The 19276-nt window shown below is 51.9% G+C and carries 18 protein-coding genes; 4 read left to right on the top strand and 14 right to left on the bottom strand.

The window, feature by feature from the left end; all coding sequences use genetic code 11:
• Positions 1 to 264: 264 nt before the first annotated feature.
• The 13 genes from BLV54_RS11645 to BLV54_RS11585 form a co-directional block, all read right to left on the bottom strand.
• A complete protein-coding gene (locus tag BLV54_RS11645; protein WP_090571834.1) occupies positions 265 to 1668 on the bottom strand; it encodes an NADH-quinone oxidoreductase subunit N in 1404 nt (467 codons plus the stop codon).
• A complete protein-coding gene (locus BLV54_RS11640) occupies positions 1655 to 3154 on the bottom strand; it encodes a complex I subunit 4 family protein (protein ID WP_090571833.1) in 1500 nt (499 codons plus the stop codon). Before BLV54_RS11640 ends, BLV54_RS11645 begins: the two co-directional genes overlap by 14 nt.
• Positions 3155 to 3164: 10 nt before the next feature.
• Positions 3165 to 5174: an NADH-quinone oxidoreductase subunit L gene (gene nuoL / locus BLV54_RS11635; RefSeq protein ID WP_176969755.1), complete on the bottom strand. Its 2010-nt coding sequence runs from the start codon at positions 5172 to 5174 to the stop codon at positions 3165 to 3167.
• Positions 5171 to 5494, bottom strand: a complete 324-nt coding sequence (gene nuoK / locus BLV54_RS11630) for an NADH-quinone oxidoreductase subunit NuoK (RefSeq protein ID WP_090571831.1) — start codon at positions 5492 to 5494, stop codon at positions 5171 to 5173. The genes nuoL and nuoK overlap by 4 nt, the downstream gene beginning before the upstream one ends.
• Positions 5491 to 5982: an NADH-quinone oxidoreductase subunit J family protein gene (locus tag BLV54_RS11625; protein WP_090571830.1), complete on the bottom strand. Its 492-nt coding sequence runs from the start codon at positions 5980 to 5982 to the stop codon at positions 5491 to 5493. The genes nuoK and BLV54_RS11625 overlap by 4 nt, the downstream gene beginning before the upstream one ends.
• 108 nt (positions 5983 to 6090) lie before the next feature.
• The gene (gene nuoI / locus BLV54_RS11620) at positions 6091 to 6630 is read right to left on the bottom strand and encodes an NADH-quinone oxidoreductase subunit NuoI (protein WP_218132389.1); all 540 of its coding nucleotides are present in this window, start codon (positions 6628 to 6630) and stop codon (positions 6091 to 6093) included.
• Positions 6631 to 6665: 35 nt separating this feature from the next.
• Positions 6666 to 7628 carry an NADH-quinone oxidoreductase subunit NuoH gene (gene nuoH / locus BLV54_RS11615; RefSeq protein ID WP_090571829.1) on the bottom strand — a complete coding sequence of 321 codons (963 nt, stop codon included), beginning with the start codon at positions 7626 to 7628 and terminating at the stop codon, positions 6666 to 6668.
• Positions 7625 to 9934, bottom strand: a complete 2310-nt coding sequence (gene nuoG / locus BLV54_RS11610; protein WP_090571828.1) for an NADH-quinone oxidoreductase subunit NuoG — start codon at positions 9932 to 9934, stop codon at positions 7625 to 7627. The genes nuoH and nuoG overlap by 4 nt, the downstream gene beginning before the upstream one ends.
• Positions 9935 to 9936: 2 nt before the next feature.
• A complete protein-coding gene (locus BLV54_RS11605; protein WP_090571827.1) occupies positions 9937 to 11217 on the bottom strand; it encodes a complex I 51 kDa subunit family protein in 1281 nt (426 codons plus the stop codon).
• Positions 11218 to 11220: 3 nt separating this feature from the next.
• Positions 11221 to 11706, bottom strand: coding sequence for an NADH-quinone oxidoreductase subunit NuoE (gene nuoE, locus BLV54_RS11600; RefSeq protein ID WP_090571826.1), 486 nt, complete (start codon positions 11704 to 11706; stop codon positions 11221 to 11223).
• An 8-nt stretch (positions 11707 to 11714) separates the two neighbouring features.
• On the bottom strand, positions 11715 to 13433 hold the full coding sequence (nuoD, locus tag BLV54_RS11595; RefSeq protein ID WP_090571825.1) for an NADH dehydrogenase (quinone) subunit D: 1719 nt from the start codon (positions 13431 to 13433) through the stop codon (positions 11715 to 11717).
• 3 nt (positions 13434 to 13436) lie between these two features.
• Positions 13437 to 13955: an NADH-quinone oxidoreductase subunit B gene (locus tag BLV54_RS11590; protein ID WP_090571824.1), complete on the bottom strand. Its 519-nt coding sequence runs from the start codon at positions 13953 to 13955 to the stop codon at positions 13437 to 13439.
• The gene (locus BLV54_RS11585) at positions 13901 to 14287 is read right to left on the bottom strand and encodes an NADH-quinone oxidoreductase subunit A (protein WP_090571823.1); all 387 of its coding nucleotides are present in this window, start codon (positions 14285 to 14287) and stop codon (positions 13901 to 13903) included. The genes BLV54_RS11590 and BLV54_RS11585 overlap by 55 nt, the downstream gene beginning before the upstream one ends.
• A 533-nt stretch (positions 14288 to 14820) precedes the next feature.
• Here BLV54_RS11585 and BLV54_RS11580 point away from each other — a divergent pair.
• From BLV54_RS11580 to BLV54_RS11565, 4 genes are all read left to right on the top strand, one after another.
• Positions 14821 to 16185 carry an NAD-dependent succinate-semialdehyde dehydrogenase gene (locus BLV54_RS11580; RefSeq protein ID WP_090571822.1) on the top strand — a complete coding sequence of 455 codons (1365 nt, stop codon included), beginning with the start codon at positions 14821 to 14823 and terminating at the stop codon, positions 16183 to 16185.
• Positions 16186 to 16310: 125 nt separating this feature from the next.
• The gene (locus tag BLV54_RS11575) at positions 16311 to 17219 is read left to right on the top strand and encodes an HlyD family efflux transporter periplasmic adaptor subunit (protein WP_090571821.1); all 909 of its coding nucleotides are present in this window, start codon (positions 16311 to 16313) and stop codon (positions 17217 to 17219) included.
• Complete coding sequence (gene devC, locus BLV54_RS11570) at positions 17216 to 18385, top strand: ABC transporter permease DevC (RefSeq protein WP_090571820.1); 1170 nt, start codon at positions 17216 to 17218, stop codon at positions 18383 to 18385. The genes BLV54_RS11575 and devC overlap by 4 nt, the downstream gene beginning before the upstream one ends.
• Positions 18385 to 19062, top strand: coding sequence for an ATP-binding cassette domain-containing protein (locus BLV54_RS11565; protein ID WP_090571819.1), 678 nt, complete (start codon positions 18385 to 18387; stop codon positions 19060 to 19062). Before devC ends, BLV54_RS11565 begins: the two co-directional genes overlap by 1 nt.
• A 74-nt stretch (positions 19063 to 19136) precedes the next feature.
• Here the strand turns inward: BLV54_RS11565 and BLV54_RS11560 are convergent.
• Positions 19137 to 19276: IS3 family transposase (locus BLV54_RS11560; protein WP_143032498.1), on the bottom strand; the 140-nt coding region annotated here is incomplete at its 5' end.

The following is a 19276-nucleotide window of genomic DNA, read 5'->3' as shown; positions in this document are numbered from 1 at the left end:
ACCTACCGCCTTGACTACTCCTTTTTCCTCAAAATCCTTTTCACCCATTAGGTGACTCCTTCATCCAACCGTAAAACCTTTACAGTACTACGTTTTCAGCTGTTTTTATAGGGTCAACTGAGGAAAATAGGATTATCGGATAATGACAAATTACAATCGAAATCGATTTCATAGAAGTTCTGCCGCTACGTCTATTTCCTTGTAATAATTACGATTATACATAGATATTTCGGCGATAATTTTCTTGAAAAATCATCCCGTACTTCAAGGCAATTTAAGAATCCCTAATAGCCATTCCGGGAAAATGCCAAGTCCGATAATCAAGAGAATGGTAATGATTATGACAATCAATGTGCCCTGTGTCGGCGGGATGGTGTCTAAGGTTGTCTCTTGCTCACTATAAAATACCATCATTACCCGTAAGTAATAAAAAAAAGAGAGTGCCGTGTTGATTACTGCCACGATCGCTAACATGACATTACCGACCTCAATAGCTGCGCCAAAGGCGAGTAGCTTGGCCATAAAGCCAGCTGTCGGCGGAAGGCCAGCGAGGGCTAGCAGGTAGATTCCCATAGCAAGTCCCAGCATCGGATATCGACGCCCCAGTCCGCGATAATCTGTCAGGTTTTCGCGATCTTGATCACGGCGTGTCAACGCAACGATCACAGCAAATGCACCCACGTTCATAATTGCTAAGGTAACAGCATAATAGATAGCGGCATCGCGGCCTTGAGCAGTACCCGCTGACAGCGCTACCAGGATATAACCGAGATGGGCGACAGAGGAATAGGCCAGTAGCCTTTTCAAATTCTGCTGATTCAGCGCCAATAGGTTACCTACTACCATACTGATTAACGCAAGTCCCCACAATAACGGAAGCAGCACCTCCCATAGAGAAGGTAATTGCAAGCACAATAGCCGGATCAGAAATACCATTGTCGCAGCTTTGCTGAAACTCGCGAATAGAGCTGTTATCGGTGAAGGGGCGGCCTGGTAGATATCAGGGGCCCACATATGAAACGGTACCAAGGCCACCTTGAATCCTATCCCGACTAGGATCAGGGTAATGGCGACTGGCAGTAAGGATTCACCGCTAGCAACTGTATTCAGCTCAGTCAGATCCAATGTGCCGCTGCTGGCATAGGCCAGGGCAATGCCATAAAGAAAAAATGCAGTTGCAAAGCCAGCGAGCACAGCATATTTTATTCCGCCTTCGATCGCGCCATATCTTGTTGGTTGCCAGGCGATAAGGGCATAGAGCGGTACAGCCAGGATTTCTAGGCCGACAAAGGCGCTGACAAGATTGTTTGAGCTTACAAGCAATGCCATTCCTAATGTGGCAAAGAGGATCAGGCTCAAGTATTCCTCTTGGAGTTCATTGCGGATGGGGGCGTGGCCGAAGGATAGCATGACGATGGCTGCGGCACCGAATATGAAAAATAGAGTAAACAGGCGGCTTATGTCGTCGATTACCAGCATACTACCTACTGCACCAGGTATTTGCCATAGTGAGGTAGTGGCAGCACCTAGCAGTAGGAAAGCCAGCGTAGCAGTCGATAATAATCGGCTCGAAACACGCTTCGGCCAGATACCCAGTGTTAATATGGCGAGGCCGCCCGTTGTTAGCAACAGGTAAGGGATGAGGTTGATCAGGTCAGCGGAGGGCATCAATCGATCCGGTAGGCACAGAGCTTTTCGATTCGATGATTGCGGTCACGGGGATTTGCAGGCTGTCAAGGAAGGGGGCAGGATACAGACCCAGCCACAGTACCGCAAATGCCAACAGTCCCAGCGACACAGTTTCGCGACGGTTGAGGTCGGTCCATGCTCGTTTAATGGTTATCTCTCCCAGCATGGCGCGCTGGTACATCCACAGCAGGTAAACGACTCCAGTAATAATGCCCAGGGCACCTGCTACGGCAAGTCCAGCTGAGACCTGGAATACGCCGGCAAGGACCAGGAATTCACCGACGAAGTTGGCCAGCCCTGGCATACTCATCGCAGAGAGTGTAAAGAGCAACAACAGGGAAGCCAGACGGGGTAGTGGTGATAATAGTCCCCCCAGTTGCGCTAGTAAACGGGTGCCGGAACGTTCTTCCAGCATGCCGACCATGGCAAACATCGCTCCTGTTGTTACTCCGTGGGCTAGCATCAAGAGCACAGCGCCGTTCAAACTTTCCTCATTCCAGGCATAGATGCCAAACACCACAAAACCCAGGTGGCTGATAGAAGAATAGGCAATGAGTCGCTTCATATCCTCCTGTACCAAGGCCAACAAGGCACCGTAGAAGATACCGATTATCCCCAGAATCATACCAACGGGCGCAAAGTCTGCAGAGGCATCAGGAAACAGCGGCAGGCAGAAACGCAACAAGCCGTAAGCACCGGTCTTCAGTAATAGACCCGCGAGGAAAATGCTGCCTGCTGTGGGTGCTTCGGTGTGAGCGTCAGGCAGCCAACTGTGTATCGGAAACAGCGGAACCTTGACAGCGAAAGCCACAAAAAAACCGAGCATCAGCCACATCTCGCTGTTGCCTGGCAGATTGATCTTTAACAACTCGAAGTAATCGAACGTGTAAATACCCGTCTGCTTGCCATGAGTGAAGTACAATCCGAGGATTGCTATTAGCATCAACAGTGAACCGGTAATCGTGAAAAGGAAAAACTTGTAGGCGGCATAGAGCCTCCGTTCGTGCCCCCACAACCCAATCAGAAAATACATCGGCACTAACATCAGTTCCCAGAACACATAGAACAACACCAGGTCCAGCGACAGGAAGACCCCCATGATTCCTGCTTCGGTAGCGAGGAGGAGGGCGGCAAAAGCGGGCCAATTGCGTTGTACTGCATTCCACGAGACGAGGACTACCACAGGGCTCAGAAGTGCGGTCAGAAGTACCAGCAACAGACTGATACCATCCATACCCAATAAAAATTGAATCCCCATGGTAGGTACCCAGGGAGCGCGTATGATATAAAAATAACCCTCTTCATTGGGGACTGCACCCCACCACAGGCAAAGTGAGATTAACAGCTCTGTACTGGTAACCGCTAGTGCAGCCCAACGTGCAAAAGCTGTTTTGTTGCGCCCTGTCAAGCTGATCCAGAGTCCGCCAAACAGGGGTAGAAATATCAGCACGCTCAACCAGTCCATAGCACTCTCCTCACCATAACCAATATCCCAGGAAGAACACGGCCCCTGTGCTTATCACTAGGGCATAGCGGCTCAGAAAACCATTTTGGGTAGTGCTCAGTATCGTATAGCTGAAGCGCAGCGCCGCCACCAAGCTAGTGATGCCGGCTTCTAACATCTTATATTCCACACCTTTGCGGCAGAAGGTGGCAAAGGCCAAGAATCCACGCGTTATTCTGGTTAGTGCTCCCTCAATCAGAAGAGTTTCCACAGCATCTGACACTCCCCTGGCAAGAGCGCGGTAAGGACGTACCACGATATATGTGATGCCTTCCTTACTTTCACCAGCTTGCAGTATCCTTGCCAGAGCAAGGTAGGGACGTACCAGCATGGCATAGTAGAAAGCGTCAAAACCCCAACCGCTGCGCAAAAAATTTGCCAAAGGAAGTGATTGATACGCTTGCTCGCGCTGGATCAACCACAAGGCCAAACTAAAACCTGCTAGTGGCAACAACGCAGTAATGAATTGGAGAGTATAAGTAATGGTTAGCGGAGGGAAGGTTGCTACGGCAAGTTCATCTGCCAGCCATAGACTCCAGAGATGAGGGCCGGGCCAGCCTTCCGGTAGCTCAATGAAGCCACTAACGATGCTGAGCAACGCCAAAATGAGTAACGGTAATGACATGAAATAGGGAAGGGATATAGTCGAGGTTCTGGGGCCTGAACCATGGAAGACAAGAAAATAGACGCGAAAGATATAGATCGCAGTCAGCAGGGCGCCAAAAGCAGCGAAGATCCACAATAGCGGGCCAGTCGGTGCCGACCATGCAGTGACAAGAATGGCATCTTTGCTATAAAAGCCAGCGGTGATGAAAGGCACACCAGCCAGTGAGGCAGCGCCAATCAGGAAAGTCCAGCGAGCTATGGATGGATGGTTACCTATTTTGCCTAGACTGTTTATATCGTGTTCATCTCCACTGGCACGGATCACTGCTCCTGCAGATAGGAACAGCAAAGCCTTGAAGAAAGCATGAGTGGTAAGATGAAAGAGCGCTATGGCATAGGCTCCGCAGCCAAGAGCCAGAAACATGTAGCCTATCTGACTGATGGTCGAGTAAGCTAACACCTTTTTGAAATCGCTTTGCGCCACTGCAGCGCTGGCTCCATAGACGATAGTCAGCGCACCAATGGCTGCCACGAGCCATTGCGTATGGGGTGCCAACTCAAATAAGGGGTGAGTGCGCGCGATCAAATAAACTCCTGCCGTGACCATGGTGGCGGCGTGGATCAATGCAGAAACAGGACTGGGACCGAGCATGGCATCAGGTAGCCAGACTTGTAACGGTAATTGTGCTGACTTACCTACAGCTCCGCCCAGGATTAACAGCGTCGCCAGAGTGGCCAATGTTGAGCCTTTTTCCCACTGGGTGGTGGCATTCGTGAGTAGCGCGGATAGCGATAATTCGTGAAATTGGCTGAATAGGAGAAAGATGCCGAGTGCCAGCGCTGTATCGCCAATGCGTGTGACAATAAAGGCCTTGCGCCCGGCATTGCTACATGGCGGGTCTCGGTACCAGAAACCAATCAGGGCATAGGAGCACAGTCCAACCAGCTCCCATCCAAGATAGAGAAGCAGCAGATTATCGGCTAGCACCAGTAACAGCATGCCAGCTAAAAACAGGTTGAGAAAAAAATAATAACGACGCTGATCGGCCTCTTCAGCCATAAAGGGTACCGAGTAAAGATGGACCAATAAACCCACACTGCTGACTATGCTCACCATTACCAAAGCAAGGCGATCAAGTGTGAAACCGAACATCGGTCGCCACTCGCCCACTGCTACCCAAGTGTAGAGGGTTTGCTGTAACGGCTGGCTGGTGGCTTCGGTCAGCCATGCGAGCACCACCACCAAAAAAGCAGCAGCTGAGGCACAACAAGCTACCATGGCAAGGTGTTTTCGTCGCAGCAGACTCCCCAGGAAAAGGATGATGAGCGATCCAAGCAAGGGGGTGCCGGGAATCAGCCATAGCCACTGGCTCACGATGTACTCCTGTCAGTATCATCCCTGAGGTGGGTGAGCGTTTCCACGCGGACTGCCTTGTAGTGATCAAAAGCTAGCCATACCAGGATCAGTGCCACCACTACTTCTGCAGCAGTTACCGTCAATAGCATGATAACCAGTACCTGGCCATCGGCATTGCCCCAGTATTGGCCTGCTGCTATTGCCGTTAAGGCAACGCCATTGAGCATCACTTCCAGTCCTATCAATATGAACAACAGCTCTCGCCGTAATAACACTACGGCGAGACCTAGCACAAATAATAGGGCGGCGATAATCAGGCTGTGACTGAGCGGGATCATCGTTTTCCCTTTCGACTGAGATAGAGGGCTGCCACCAATGCTGCCAGCAACAAAATCGCAGCAGCTTCGACCACCACCAGGTATGGACCAAACAGAGCGCTTCCCACTTCCTTAGGTTCGATCACCGTGATGCTGCCTGCTTCATCTAATGACGATCTGCTCAGTAACAGCAAGAGTACCAACCACAGAAGTAGAGCCAGTAATGATATTCCTCCCCAATTGCCAGGGAGTAACAGTGGCAGATTTCGTTCGGTGCGTAAATTCATCACCATCATCATGAACAGGAACAATACCATGATTGCACCAGCGTATAGCATGACCTGGAGTGCTGCCAGCAGTGGTGCACCGAGCAGGAAGAACAGCAATGCTAAAGCCAGCAATGACACGATCAGGTAAAGGGCAGCATGAACCGGATGACGCACTACCAAGATCGCGCCTGCAGCAACCACTGCAATGGCGGAAGAAAGATAAAAAATGAACTCATACATGGGCTGACCCTGTTGAACGGGTTGTTCTGTTCATCATTGTTGCTTTCCTTTATCTTTGTGCAGGGTAAATCGATGCATCCTCTCATAAGACGAACTGTTCTCCGTCTGCTAGGGCAGATTGGTATCATGATCCACCGGCGGTGTGTCGCAGACTCCCTCGCCAATAGCCTTGCCGAAGATTGCGATGCCAGCATGGCGGTAGAAATTGTAGCCGACGTGCTTGCCCTGACCGTCGATCAGCAGCTGCTCTTTCTCGTACACTAGTTCATTATGGCTCCGCTCGCACATCTCGAAATCTGGCGTAAGCTGTATTGCCAGCGTTGGGCAGGCCTCTTCACAAAAGCCACAAAAGATGCAACGGCTGAAATCGATGCGAAATGTTTCCGGATAACGCCGGCCGTCGGCTCGCTGCGTAGCTTGCAAGTGGATGCAGTCCACCGGGCATACCGCTGAGCATAAATAACAGGCCACACACCGTTCCTCGCCATCAGGATCGCGGGTAAGCACGATGCGGCCACGCCAGCGCCCGGGCAGGGGGCGCTTGACTTCCGGGTAAGACACTGTCTCACGCTTTGCCCAGGCATGGCGCAGGGTCGTCCACAGCGAACGCCACAGCCTGATCAGTAGAGTTGGAGTCTGTTTATTCATTTGTTTAGCTATCCCAAGTGTTAATCTTCCAAAGTTTAATTTTCCATCCAGAACAACCCCAGTCCAGCGGTCATCAGCAGGTTGAGCAAGGCGGCCGGCAGCATTACTTTCCAGCCGAAATCCATCAGCTGGTCATAGCGCAGCCGTGGCAGGCTAGTCCGCAACCAAAAGAATAGGAATATCAGTGCCAGCGTCTTTAGAGCAAACCAGACTACACCAGGCAGCCAGGGTCCATGCCAGCCACCCAGAAACAACAGCGTTACCAGTGCCGCGATGAGGAGTATCCCTAAGTATTCACCGAGATAGAAGAAGGCGAATTGGATACCGCCGTATTCAGTGTTGTAACCTGCAGCGAGCTCGTTTTCCGCCTCAGGAAGATCAAAGGGCAGGCGGTTGGTTTCGGCGATGCCGCACACCAGAAAAATGATAAATCCCAACGGTTGTAGCACGATAAAGGGCAGCGTCTGGGCAGCGACGATCTCTTTCAGGCTGAAGGAACCGCTCAACATCACCACTCCCACCAGCGCGAGTCCCATCGGTAATTCGTAACTGATCATCTGTGCAGCGGAGCGGAGGCCGCCGAGCAACGGGTATTTACTGTTAGAGGACCAGCCGCCGAGTATGAGGCCGTAAACCCGCAACGAGGAGAGAGCCAACACATAGAGCAGAGCGATGTTGAGATCGGCCAGCCACCAATCCTCGCTTACCGGCACCACGGCAAAACTGAGCAACACGGTCAGCGGGACGATGACAGGAGCGATGGTATAGACCATGCGATCGGCAAAAGGGGGTACGAAGTTTTCCTTGCTTATCAGTTTCAGGATATCGGCAACAGGTTGCAGCAGACCGAAGGGACCGGCGCGGTTGGGGCCGAGGCGATCCTGCAGTAGCGCAAGAATACGGCGCTCACCATAGATCATAAAGGCTGCGACAAGCACCAGCCCCAGTAGCACCAATCCCAGGCTTGCGAGGGTGAGCAGCCATTGGGCGACGTTCATGATATCTTCTCCAGTTCGAGTGGATCACCATGGCCGACCCCTAATTGAGCAAGCACCCCTCGGGCGAGGGCAATCGTGCCGGCAGCCACGTTGTTATCAAGCTGCACAGGTAGCACCATGGTTTCGACCGGACCCCGCAGTCTGACCCGTTCTCCCTCCGCGATCCCTTCACTCAAAGCTATTGCTGGATTGATAAGCGCCGCGGCTGCCGGAGCTAGTTTCAGTAAAGCCGGAGCGAAGCCGGCAAGCGGTTCATCACCATACCAGCTTGTCAGTGCGGCCTGCCAGCGTCCGGGATGGGGTCCCTTAGCCGGGAGGATGGTTGTATCGATCTGCACGGGCAGGGGAAGCGCAGCCAGAGGTGACCCCAGTGTGCCAGGGACAGGCGCCTGGTAGCCAGGGAAAGCATCACTCAGCACTACCGCGGCATCCGGCGGGGCGAGCCCAAGGCACTGCGCCAAGTCTGCGATGACTTCTGCTGTACTGGGCAAAGGTTCTGAACGTTGGAAGACAGAGGCGAAGCCTTGAGCGCGGCCTTCGTAATTGACAAAGGTACCGCTACGCTCCGCCCACGCCGCTACTGGCAGCAAGATATCTGCTGCCTCAGCAGTGGCGGTAGCGACACAATCGAGCACGATAAGGGTATTGAGGCGTTGGCATGCTGTCCGCCAGCGAGCACCCAAGCGGGCATCGCCGAGGGGATCATTGCCTGCCACGATCAGAGTTTGGATTTGGCCCGACTCGATCGCCTCTAACATCGCAGAAGTACTACTTGCTGGGGTAAGCAACGCCGCTCCGTAAGCGTTGGCTCCTGGCAAAGCATAGGCAAGTCTAGCACGGGATCCCAACGCAGTGGACAGTTGTGCCAGGACGGCAATCTCTGGCGCGACCATGGTCTCGATTACGCCTATCAATAACGGTTGATGGGCCGCTGTCAGGTATGTTGCAATATCCGTTAGCTCTTTCTCCTGCTTATTGTGAGCAGCAGAGGGGGCGGCTACCCATTCATTCAAACGCAAAAGATGTGCACCTATCTCGTGTGGTGGAACTGTCAGTGTCGTGGCTGCGAAGCGAACCAATGGGGTGGGTCCACTATGCAGCACGGCCAGCTTAGCACCGTTCCGGTAAGCCTGGCGTAAGGCCAGATCGATCATCGGTGCATGCGCGGTGAGGTCGCCGACGATCAGTGCTGCATCAACCTGCTCCATTTCGGCCAGGGACAACACCCTAGTGGTGTTTTGGAGCTGGGCGACGGCGGTAGTCGTTGCTACCTCGAGCTGGGGATCGCTGAAGGTAGCGAAGATTCCACTCAGGTCATACAGCAAGGCTCGTAACATGGCATTGCCTTCCAAGTCTTCCCGTACTGAGCCGAGACCGCCTATTTTATCCCTGGCAGCTTTGATCTGTTCCGCAGCGGCGGTGAGCGCCTGACGATAGCTTACTTTTACGTCCTCTACGCGGGGGGTCAGCGGCCGAGCAGGGTGTTCGCTGTATTGATGACCATAACGGCCGCGGTCACAGATGAACCAGCGGTTGAGTTCGGCATGAAAGCGATTGCGTATCCGACGCAAGGTGCCGTCCCGTGCTCCGGGCAGGGTGTTGCAGCCGACGCTGCAGTGAGGACAGACAGAAGGGGCTGTCTTCAGATCCCAGACCCGTGCAAAATGCTGTCGAAACACGGCATCGGTGAAAACGCCGGTAGGACAGACCTCGACCAGGTTGCCGGCGAAGGGACTTGCTAACGGACCATCCTGAAAGCGCCCGAAATAGACCTCATTGCGCAGGCGCATTGCCCCAAGATCATCACCGAGGGCATACTCCTGGTAAAAGCGGGTGCAGCGATAGCAGGTGATGCAGCGGTTCATCTCATGATGAACCAACGGACCGAGATCCTGATTGGTGAAAGTGCGCTTACGGCCGCGATAGCGGCGATAGGGAGGGCCGCAGGCAACAGTCATATCCTGCAGGTGACACTCTCCACCCTCATCACAGACCGGGCAGTCATGAGGGTGATTGATCATCAAAAATTCGATTACCCCCTGGCGAACTTGTCGTGCGGCTAACGCTGAGACGGAAACCTCGAGTCCGTCTCTGGCGGGCTCAAGGCAGGCCATCACCACCTGGGGAGCTTTGGCAGGATCCTTTGGCGTAATCTCCACGGCGCACAGTCTACAAGCGCCAAGACTGCCAAGGGTATCGTGGTAACAGAAATAGGGAATCTCTATACCGACCGCTAACGCGGCCTTGAGGACGTTGTCGCCCTCCTTAAAAGGGATTTCACGGCCGTCGATGCGGATCGTCCCCATGATTAAGCTCCGCTCTTATTGGCTGCATCAAACGGGCAGCGACCTGTGGCGATATGGCTTTCATAGTGCTCGCGAAAGCATTGCAGGCTGCTGACGAGCGGTTCCACTCCCCCGGGCGCGAAGGCGCAGAAGGAGTGTGAGGTGATGATACCGCACAGTTCCTCCAGCAAGGCTAAGTCTTCTGCCTGACCTTCTCCGGCAGCGATAGCTGTCAGGATTTGCGCCAGATAGGGCATACCATCACGGCAGGGAGTACAGAAGCCACAGGATTCACGAGCGAAGAAGCGCGTCAGGTTCAGCGTGGCCTGCACCGGACAGGTGGTGTCATCGAGGACGATGATGCTGCCGGTGCCGAGCCGTGAGCCTGCTTTGGCGACGGGATCGAAATCCATCGGCACATCGAGGTGTTTGGGCAGCAGGAAGGCTGTCGAGGCTCCGCCGGGTATGAAGCCGAGCAGAGCGTGTCCCTCGGCAAGGCCGCCAGCATGTTCGAAAATCAATTCTCGTGCCGGGGTACCGCAGGGGAGTTCGAACAGGCCGGGGCGTTGCACCATGCCACTGACACAGAATAATTTGGGTCCGCAACCGCCATTGACCCCCACATCACGAAACCAGTTGGCGCCATTTAGCAGGATATGCGGCACATTGACCAGGGTCTCGACGTTATTGCTGGTGGTGGGTTGGTCCCATAGGCCCTTGACGCTTTGCCGTGGTATTTTGGGACGCGGATTGGGGCGCCGCCCCTCAATGGCATTAGTCATGGCTGTTTCTTCACCGCAGATGTAGCGTCCGGAACTGAGGTGCACTTTGATCTGTAGACTGAAACCGCTGCCCCTGATATTGGATCCCACCAGTCCTGCCCTCTCAGCCTCTTCGATGGCGCACTTCAAGCCATTGCCACCCTTGGCATACTCGCCGCGGACAAAAATCACAACCTGTTCAGCCTGCAGCGCATAGGCGGAGACGATGGCTGCTTCGATGATCTGGTGAGGACCGCCATAGAGCAGATAACGATCCTTGAAAGTGCCAGGCTCAGATTCGTCCAGGTTACAAATCAGATAACGGGGATGCGGCGCGTCTGCACCCCGCAGGCGCCACTTCAGACCGCAGGGAAAACCTGCCCCACCACGGCCGCGCAGATTGGCAGCTTCCACTATCTCAATGATTTCCTCGGGTTTGCGATCAAAGGCGGCATCCAGGCTACGGTAACCACCGGCGGCTCGGTAAGCCTGCAAACCCAAGGGAGCGTTGGGATCGAGGTGGCGGGTCAGCACGGCTTCCATGCGCTAGCCCTCCACTTGCAGGCGTTGCAGCAGCGCTTGCAGAGCAGCTTCGTCCAATGGTCCCACTGCCTCACCGTCAACAAGCGCTGCGGGCGCTTGGTCGCACAGCCCCAGACAAATGCTGGGCAAAACGCTAAAGGCTCCATCCGGAGTGACCTTTCCCAATGGTACGCCACTGTATTTTTCGGCGACTACCAGCAACTGATCCGCCCCGCGTAGACTACAACAGACACTGTCGCAGACCCGAAGGACATGCCGGCCAACCGGACGACGATAGATCAGGCTATAGAAAGTAGCTAATTCCTCAACCTCGGTAGTTGATAAACCGGTGAAATGGGCGACTTCTTCAACTGCCGCATCATCGAGGTAACCGCGTTCGATCTGTAAGGCCTGCATCATAGGCAGGATCGCCGCACGACGTTCTGGATGAGTGGCGGGGAGTTGGGCCAGATGCTTTTGCAGTACTTGCCGGTTGAGCTTGTCGTTCATATTTCCTCCTATCTGTCTATATCCGCCAAGACGTAGTCGAGGGAGCCGAGGATGGGAATCAGATCCGCCAAGAGGTGGCCGCGGGCAAGTAACGCCAGAGCCTGGATATGGGGAAAAGATGGGGTGCGGATACGCAGGCGGTAGGGATTTTCTGAACCGTCGCTGACGACAAAGTAGCCGTTCATTCCCTTAGGCGCCTCGGTTACAAAGAGGCTTTCCCCGGCTGGGAAACGCATACCCCGGCTCACTGCGATGAAATGGTGGATTAGGGTTTCGATGTCTTGCAGCGTTGCCTCCTTACGTGGAAAGGCATAGCGCGCCTCTGCGGAGAGGACCGGCCCGGCCGGCATGTTCTGCATGGCCTGCTCGACGATGCGGAGACTCTGGCGCATTTCTTCCAGGCGCACCTCGGTGCGGGCCAGGGCATCGCCCTCGGTAGCGGTAGGAATCTCGAAGTCGTAGTGCTCGTAGCCGCTGTAAGGACGTCTTTTGCGCAGATCCCATTCCAGGCCGCAAGCCCGTAGATTGGGTCCGCTCACTCCCCAGTCGATAGCTTCTGCTATGGACAATACCCCGATACCACGGGTGCGGCCACGCAATATGGGGTTGTTCGGGAGCAATGCCTGGTATTCATCGATAGCAGCTGGCATGCGCTTCAAGAAACCTTGCACCGCCTCGTGCCATCCCTCAGGCAGATCCAAGGCCACGCCGCCGATGCGAAAAAAGCTTGGATGCATGCGCCCACCCGTGATGAGTTCCATCACATCGTACAGGTATTCACGCTCACGGAAGGCATAGAAAGGTGGCGCTAACGCCCCTGTGTCATGCGCATAGCTGGCCACCCACACCAGATGACTGGCAACACGGCAAAGTTCGCAGAGCATCACCCGGATCACCTGAGCACGTGGCGGCACGGTAATCCCGGCGAGCTGCTCCACTGCAAGCACATAGGGTAGTTCGTTTTGAACGCCAGCCAGATAATCGATGCGGTCGGTGTAAGGGATGTAGCTATGGTAAGTTTGACGTTCGGCCATTTTCTCCGCGCCGCGATGATGGAAACCGATATCTGGCTTCACATCGCGTATCTCCTCGCCCAGCAACCGTACTACCAAACGCAATAGACCGTGGGTCCCGGGGTGTGTGGGGCCGATGTTGAGGATCATTTCTTCATTACTCATCCCCGGTTCGTGATAATCCTCGGCACGGTAACTTTCCATGATACTGCGATAGCGAGCTTCAGGCAGTTGGTAGGGTGGCATCTCGGTGGCACGATTAGGATGTGCTTTGCGCAAAGGATGACCTTCCCAGTATTCGGGCATCAGGATACGCCTCAGATCGGGATGACCGTCTATGTGGATGCCGAACATGTCATAAAGCTCGCGCTCATACCAATTGGCAGCTGACCATACGGTGCAGACGCTGGGTAATACCGGCGCTTCTGCAGACAAACTCACCTTGAGGCGCAGATCGGCATTGCCGGAGAGGGATAGTAGCTGATAAAACACGGTTAATCCGCCATCCCGCTCCGTCTCGTCGATGGCAGACAGATCGAAGAGCATCTCAAAACGGGGCTCTGCCTTGTGTTTAAGGAAGGCTAGCGTTTCGGTGAGACGTTCGGCCGGGATCGACAGGGCGTTGATTCTGTCGTGGGGCAGTTCGCTAGGAATAGCGTTGAACTGTGTCTGCAATTGGGTGGTGAGCGCTCGCTGCCTGTCTTTATCTGCCATCTGCTATCCCTCCACTCTGTGACCGAGTGGTCGACGCTCTTTGCCTACTGACTCTTGCAATAATACTAGTCCCTGCAACAGCGCCTCAGGCCGCGGCGGGCAGCCGGGCACGTAGACATCTACTGGCAGAATCTGGTCTATCCCTTGCACAACGCTGTAGATATCGTACATACCACCTGAATTGGCGCAGGACCCCATGGAAATAACCCACTTGGGTTCGAGCATCTGGTGGTAGAGACGCAGAATCATCGGCGCCATTTTAATGAATACGGTTCCCGAGATAATCAACAGATCCGCCTGACGCGGTGAGCCACGCATGATTTCAGCACCAAAGCGAGCGATATCATAGCGCGGCGTGAACGTCGCCATCATCTCGACGAAGCAGCAGGAGAGGCCAAAATTGAATGGCCAGAGTGAATACTTGCGCCCCCAAGACACCGCATCTTCAAGTTTGCCGAAAACGGCTGTTAGAGGTCCCTGGTTGTTTTGTCTGGACTCCATGACAACCCTCCTTTGCACCATTCATAGGCCAAGCCAAGCAACAGAATCAATATAAAAACAATGGCACCAATTACACCTGGCAAGCCCAATTTCCAATAGGCTGCTGCCCAGACAAACAGAAACATTGCTTCAATATCGAATATCAGGAAGGATACGGCGATCACATAGAAACGCACTGGAATCTGAGGACGTGCATCGCCGGTAGGAGGGACACCGCACTCAAAAGGTTGTTCCTTATCCCACTGCGGCCGATAGCCACCAAGCCAGCGTGATAGACTCAACAAACAGAGTAGTGCGACCAGTACGAGTAGGGCAAATAGACCAATAACGGCAGCGGATTCCGAGTCTTGCATTTGGTCCCTCCTTCAACTTTAAGGCTAGTTGTTATGATTGAGTCGTTTAGTATTTTTTCCTTTGAAAATTGAAACTCATTAGCAAAGTGCTATTCAGGCAGATAGCTGGTGCGGAAAAAATCCAGCTTAATTCGCTTTTGTTACAAAAGGATGCTAAGGGATAACAAATAGCCAAGCAATAATGCAATTGCATACATAATCCTAAAAACTGATTCTAGGATAATTTATTCTTTGGTAGCAGGAAACTCTCAAGCTCACCCTCTGCTTGAGGATTAGTTGAAGAAAAATAGAATGAGCAGGAAGGTGGGGTAAAAGAGCGATCGACCCATACGATCGTGCTATCCAACAGAGCTGGCAAGGGGTCTAACAAGATTGTTTTTGTGTATCAGAAATTACGTCAGGGGATCATCAATTAAACCTAGATTCCTCATGTCCAATTGAGGAATCTAGGTTTAATTGAAATTATTATGCTCAGCGCAGAAGTATTATCTGATAATGATAAATGAAATTCATTTTTAAGGGGTGCTAACACAATGTCCATGCTTTCAATCAATCCCGTTACAGGGCAAACGATACAATCCTTTCCCGTTTGGCAGGTCGATACCATTGACACCGTTTTGAGTGAGGTGGAATCAGCGCAGGAAGGCTGGGCCTTGCTTAGCATTGAGCAGCGATCTGTTTATATGCGTAAGCTGGCACAGGTTTTTCGTCAGCATCGCGATGACTACGCTAATCTGATCAGTGAAGAAATGGGAAAATTACTGAAAGAAGCCAGAGCCGAGATCGACAAATGCGCACTGGGTTGTGACCATTTCGCAGAGCATGCTGGAACTTATCTGGCTGATGAAATCATTGCGTCTGATGCCAGCCGCAGCCTTGTCGTTTACCAGCCCTTGGGTACTTTATTGTGCATCATGCCGTGGAATTTTCCTTTCTGGCAATTAATACGTGCTGCTGCCCCTGCGATGATGGCGGGCAATACCGTGGTACTGAAACATGCTTCCAATGTGCCGCGTTGTGCGCTTGCGCTGGAAGAGGCATTTCGCGAAGCAGGATTTCCTGCCAATACTTTTCGCACATTGATGATCACGGCAAGTCAGGTTGAAACAGTTATTACCGATAAACGCATTGCTGCTGTAACCTTGACCGGTAGCAATGCTGCCGGACGCAAAGTTGCTGCCATTGCAGGTCAGCATTTGAAAAAATGTGTACTGGAACTAGGTGGGTCGGATCCCTTTATCGTACTCGATGATGCCGATCTTGAATTTACGGTAGCACAAGCGGTTACTGCTCGTTTCCAGAATATGGGGCAAAGTTGTATTGCCGCCAAACGCTTTATTCTCGTGGATGCCATTGCGGATTCATTCGTACAACGCTTTAAAATATTGATAAATGAATTACGCAGCGGTGATCCCAAGATAGAAACGACTACTCTTGCGCCGATGGCGCGTACCGATTTACGGGATGTTCTGCATGCGCAAGTTGAGCGTAGCCTTGCCATGGGCGCTACCCTCGTGACTGGCGGAGAATTTGTCGGTACCCAAGGCGTTTATTACGCACCAACTATCCTGGATCAGGTATGTCCTGGCATGCCTGCTTTTGATGAAGAATTGTTTGGCCCGGTAGCGGTAATGGTACGGGTTAAAAATACTGAAGAAGCCATTCGCTTGGCTAATGAATCGCCATTTGGCCTGGGTGGAAGCGTATGGACACGTGATGTGGCACGAGGTGAGTTTATCGCTCGCCAAATCCAGGCTGGCAGCGTTTTCGTCAATGGCATCGTTAAAAGTGATCCGCGTTTACCGATTGGCGGTATAAAAGAGTCGGGGTTTGGACGGGAGTTATCCTGTCATGGCATTCGTGAATTCGTGAACATCAAAACCATCTGGGTGAGATAGCAGCGTCGTCTATGGTGTCGGGTATCATTTAAGAGTAGGAGGTAGTCAGATAACCCATCTAAACTCTCTGAGTTTCCTATCTGTATCCTCTTTAGCCTCTTTAACCCAATATCGCATAATGATTCATGTCCCAGAAAGTAAGTAATTGTTTTTTTATCATTGTGGCTTTTATTCTCGCGAGCTCCAGCGTATTGGCCGAGACGGAGACGCAATGTTTGCTTGGTAATAACAATCCAGGAATTGGTGCTTTAGGCCGCATCGAGCCCCGCTCCCGCGTGATCAAGGTTTCCCATAATGCCGGTCCGGAAGGTGCCAGAGTAGAGCAGCTTTTTTTTCAGGAAGCAGATCGGGTTAAGTCGGGTGACAAGCTAGCGGTGCTTTCGGATCATAGTAAGAAAAAGGCTGAAGTGGAAGCAGCCAGTGCACGCGTCAAGTCGCTGGAAGCACAACGGATCGTCGAGCAGGTCGCGTTGACTTTCAATAAGAAGGAACATCTGCGTTATCAATCGCTTGAGCAAGAATCTGCTGCCAGCATCTCTCTTGCTGATGCCAAACGTTTGGCATTTGAGCAATCCGAAGCTAATCTTAAACGCTTGACGGCCGAAATAGCCAATGCTCAAGCTGAACAAAAAGTCTCTGAAGCAGAACTTGAAAATACGCTTATTTATGCCCCCATTTCCGGCATTATTTTAAAGATTCATACCTGGCCTACTGAACGAATCGGAGATAATGGGTTGTTGGAAATGGCGGATTTAACCCAGCTCGATGTCGTTGCAGAAGTCTATGAAACAGATCTGCTTCGTGTCCAAGTAGGACAAAAAGGCTGCATCAATGCTTCTGGTTTCAAGCGGAGTTATCACGCCCAGGTCAGAGAATTGGGTTTTCTCGTCAGAAAGAACGATTTAAATGACACGGATCCACTGGCAGACCGGGATAATCGCATCATTGAAGTGCGCCTGACACTCGAACCCGAAGCAATTGCTGAGTTACAGCATCAGATTTTCCGGCAGGTTTGGGTTCGAATTGCACGATGAATCTCGTTGCCTGGATTTATTTCCCTGCCCGTTTAGCCTGGCGGCAATTGATCTTTGATCGTACCAAATTGGTTGCAGCTACGTGTGGGGTGTTATTCGCCTGTGTGCTGGTGTTTATGCAACAGGGATTCAGGGACGCGCTTTATGCCAGTGCTGCTTCTGCACCGGTAAAGTTGAATGGCGATTTGTTTCTGATACATAAGCAAAGTGAAGCGATGTGGCGTCCAGTCCACTTCCCTCGCAGTGAGCTTATGCGTACGTTGGGGAACCCGGCAGTTGCCGAGGTTTATCCACTTTATCTAGGGCTAGCTCCTTTCAAGAACATCGAAACCAGGACCAAAAGAACGTTGATGGTTTACGGCTTTGATCCGGATTCCGTAATCTTTGATATCGAAGATATTATAAATATGCGAACTGCATTGCGGCTCAAGGATACGGTGCTGTTTGACGAATATTCCCGCCCCGAATTCGGACCGGTTCGCCAATTGTTGGAAGCAGGCCGGAATGTGACAGAAATTAAGGATTATAAAATCACCGTCATCGGACTTTTTCGGTTGGGCGTATCATTTGCTGCTGATGGCAATATAATCACGAGTGATCTGAATTTTATGCGTATCTTTCCGGACAGAAATCTCGACGCTATCGATTTGGGTGTCATCAGGCTTCATCCTGACGCATCGATAAAACAGGTACAAGCCGAGCTTAGCAGTCAGCTTAATGAGTTCGTCAATATTTTTACTTACGATGAGTTACTGCAATATGAAAAAGATTACTGGGCAAATATAGCGCCCATTGGATTCATTTTTGGCTTTGGCACGGTGATGGGACTGGTGGTGGGCCTGGTAATCGTATATCAGATTTTGTTTACCGATATTACCAATCATCGTCATGAGTTCGCAACGCTAAAAGCCATGGGCTATGAACATAGTTATTTTATTCGCGTGGTATTTGCGTCTGCCTTCTTTCTGGCAATTTTGGGTTTTATTCCTGGCTATCTTTTTTCTCTCGGCCTATATCACCTGGCCGAATCACAAATATTCATGCCAATGCCGATGACTTTCAGCAAGGCCATGACTGTGTTTCTGTTTATTCTTTCCATGTGCATGACAGCAGGATTTCTGGCAATACATAAGTTGAAAGCTGCCAATCCAGCCGATATGTTCTGATGTCTCTCGTCATCGATGTCAAAAACCTGAATTTCAGTTTCGGCAGCGGCGCTCTCACGCAGCCTGTTCTGAAAAATGTCACGATTTCAATTCATAAAGGCGAGATCGTGTTGATGACAGGTCCTTCCGGTTCAGGTAAAACGACATTCTTAACCATTATCGGTGGGCTGCGCCAGGCTTTTCACGGCAGTGTGATGGTGCTCGATCAGCAATTAATTAACAGTAGCGAGCAGGTTAAAGTTAAAGTTCGCCAACAGATCGGCTATATTTTTCAGCAGCATAATTTGCTTAAATCGCTTACTGCGTTGCAAAATGTCAGCATGACCTTAGAGATGCAAAACAGGATGACTGAGCAGCAGAGGCTCGATCGCGCAGCGGAAATGCTGAAAGCTGTGGGGTTGGGTGAACGGCTCAATTACAAGCCAGATCAACTTTCAGCGGGGCAGTGTCAGCGTGTTTCCATTGCAAGGGCTCTGGTGGGGCAACCTAAAATCGTTCTGGCCGATGAACCAACGGCCTCTCTGGATAAGCAAAGTGGTCATGAGGCTGTCACGATTCTTGAGCGATTAGCCAAGGAGTCGCAGACCACAATTCTGCTGGTGACGCATGATTATCGTATTCTGGATATTGCCGATCGGGTAGTGGAGTTAGAAGATGGAATGATCAAAGAAAGATAACAAAGCGATTCTATCAGGAAGTCATACTTAAACCTAAAAACTGATATGTGTTGTCAAATATGGAGTCCATATGATTAAGCTGCGAGTTGATTTGCATAGTATCGCTGTGTAAATTCTGTTGGCGATAGGTAACCTGATTTTTCCTGTTTGCGCTGCCGGTTATAAAAGATCTCGATATATTCGGTAATCTCCTGTTTTGCTTGTAGTCGTGTTT

Origin of the sequence: Nitrosomonas sp. Nm33 (assembly GCF_900107265.1) — a bacterium.
Classification (GTDB): Bacteria; Pseudomonadota; Gammaproteobacteria; order Burkholderiales; family Nitrosomonadaceae; genus Nitrosomonas.
This window is presented reverse-complemented; position numbering and strand designations above follow the sequence as displayed.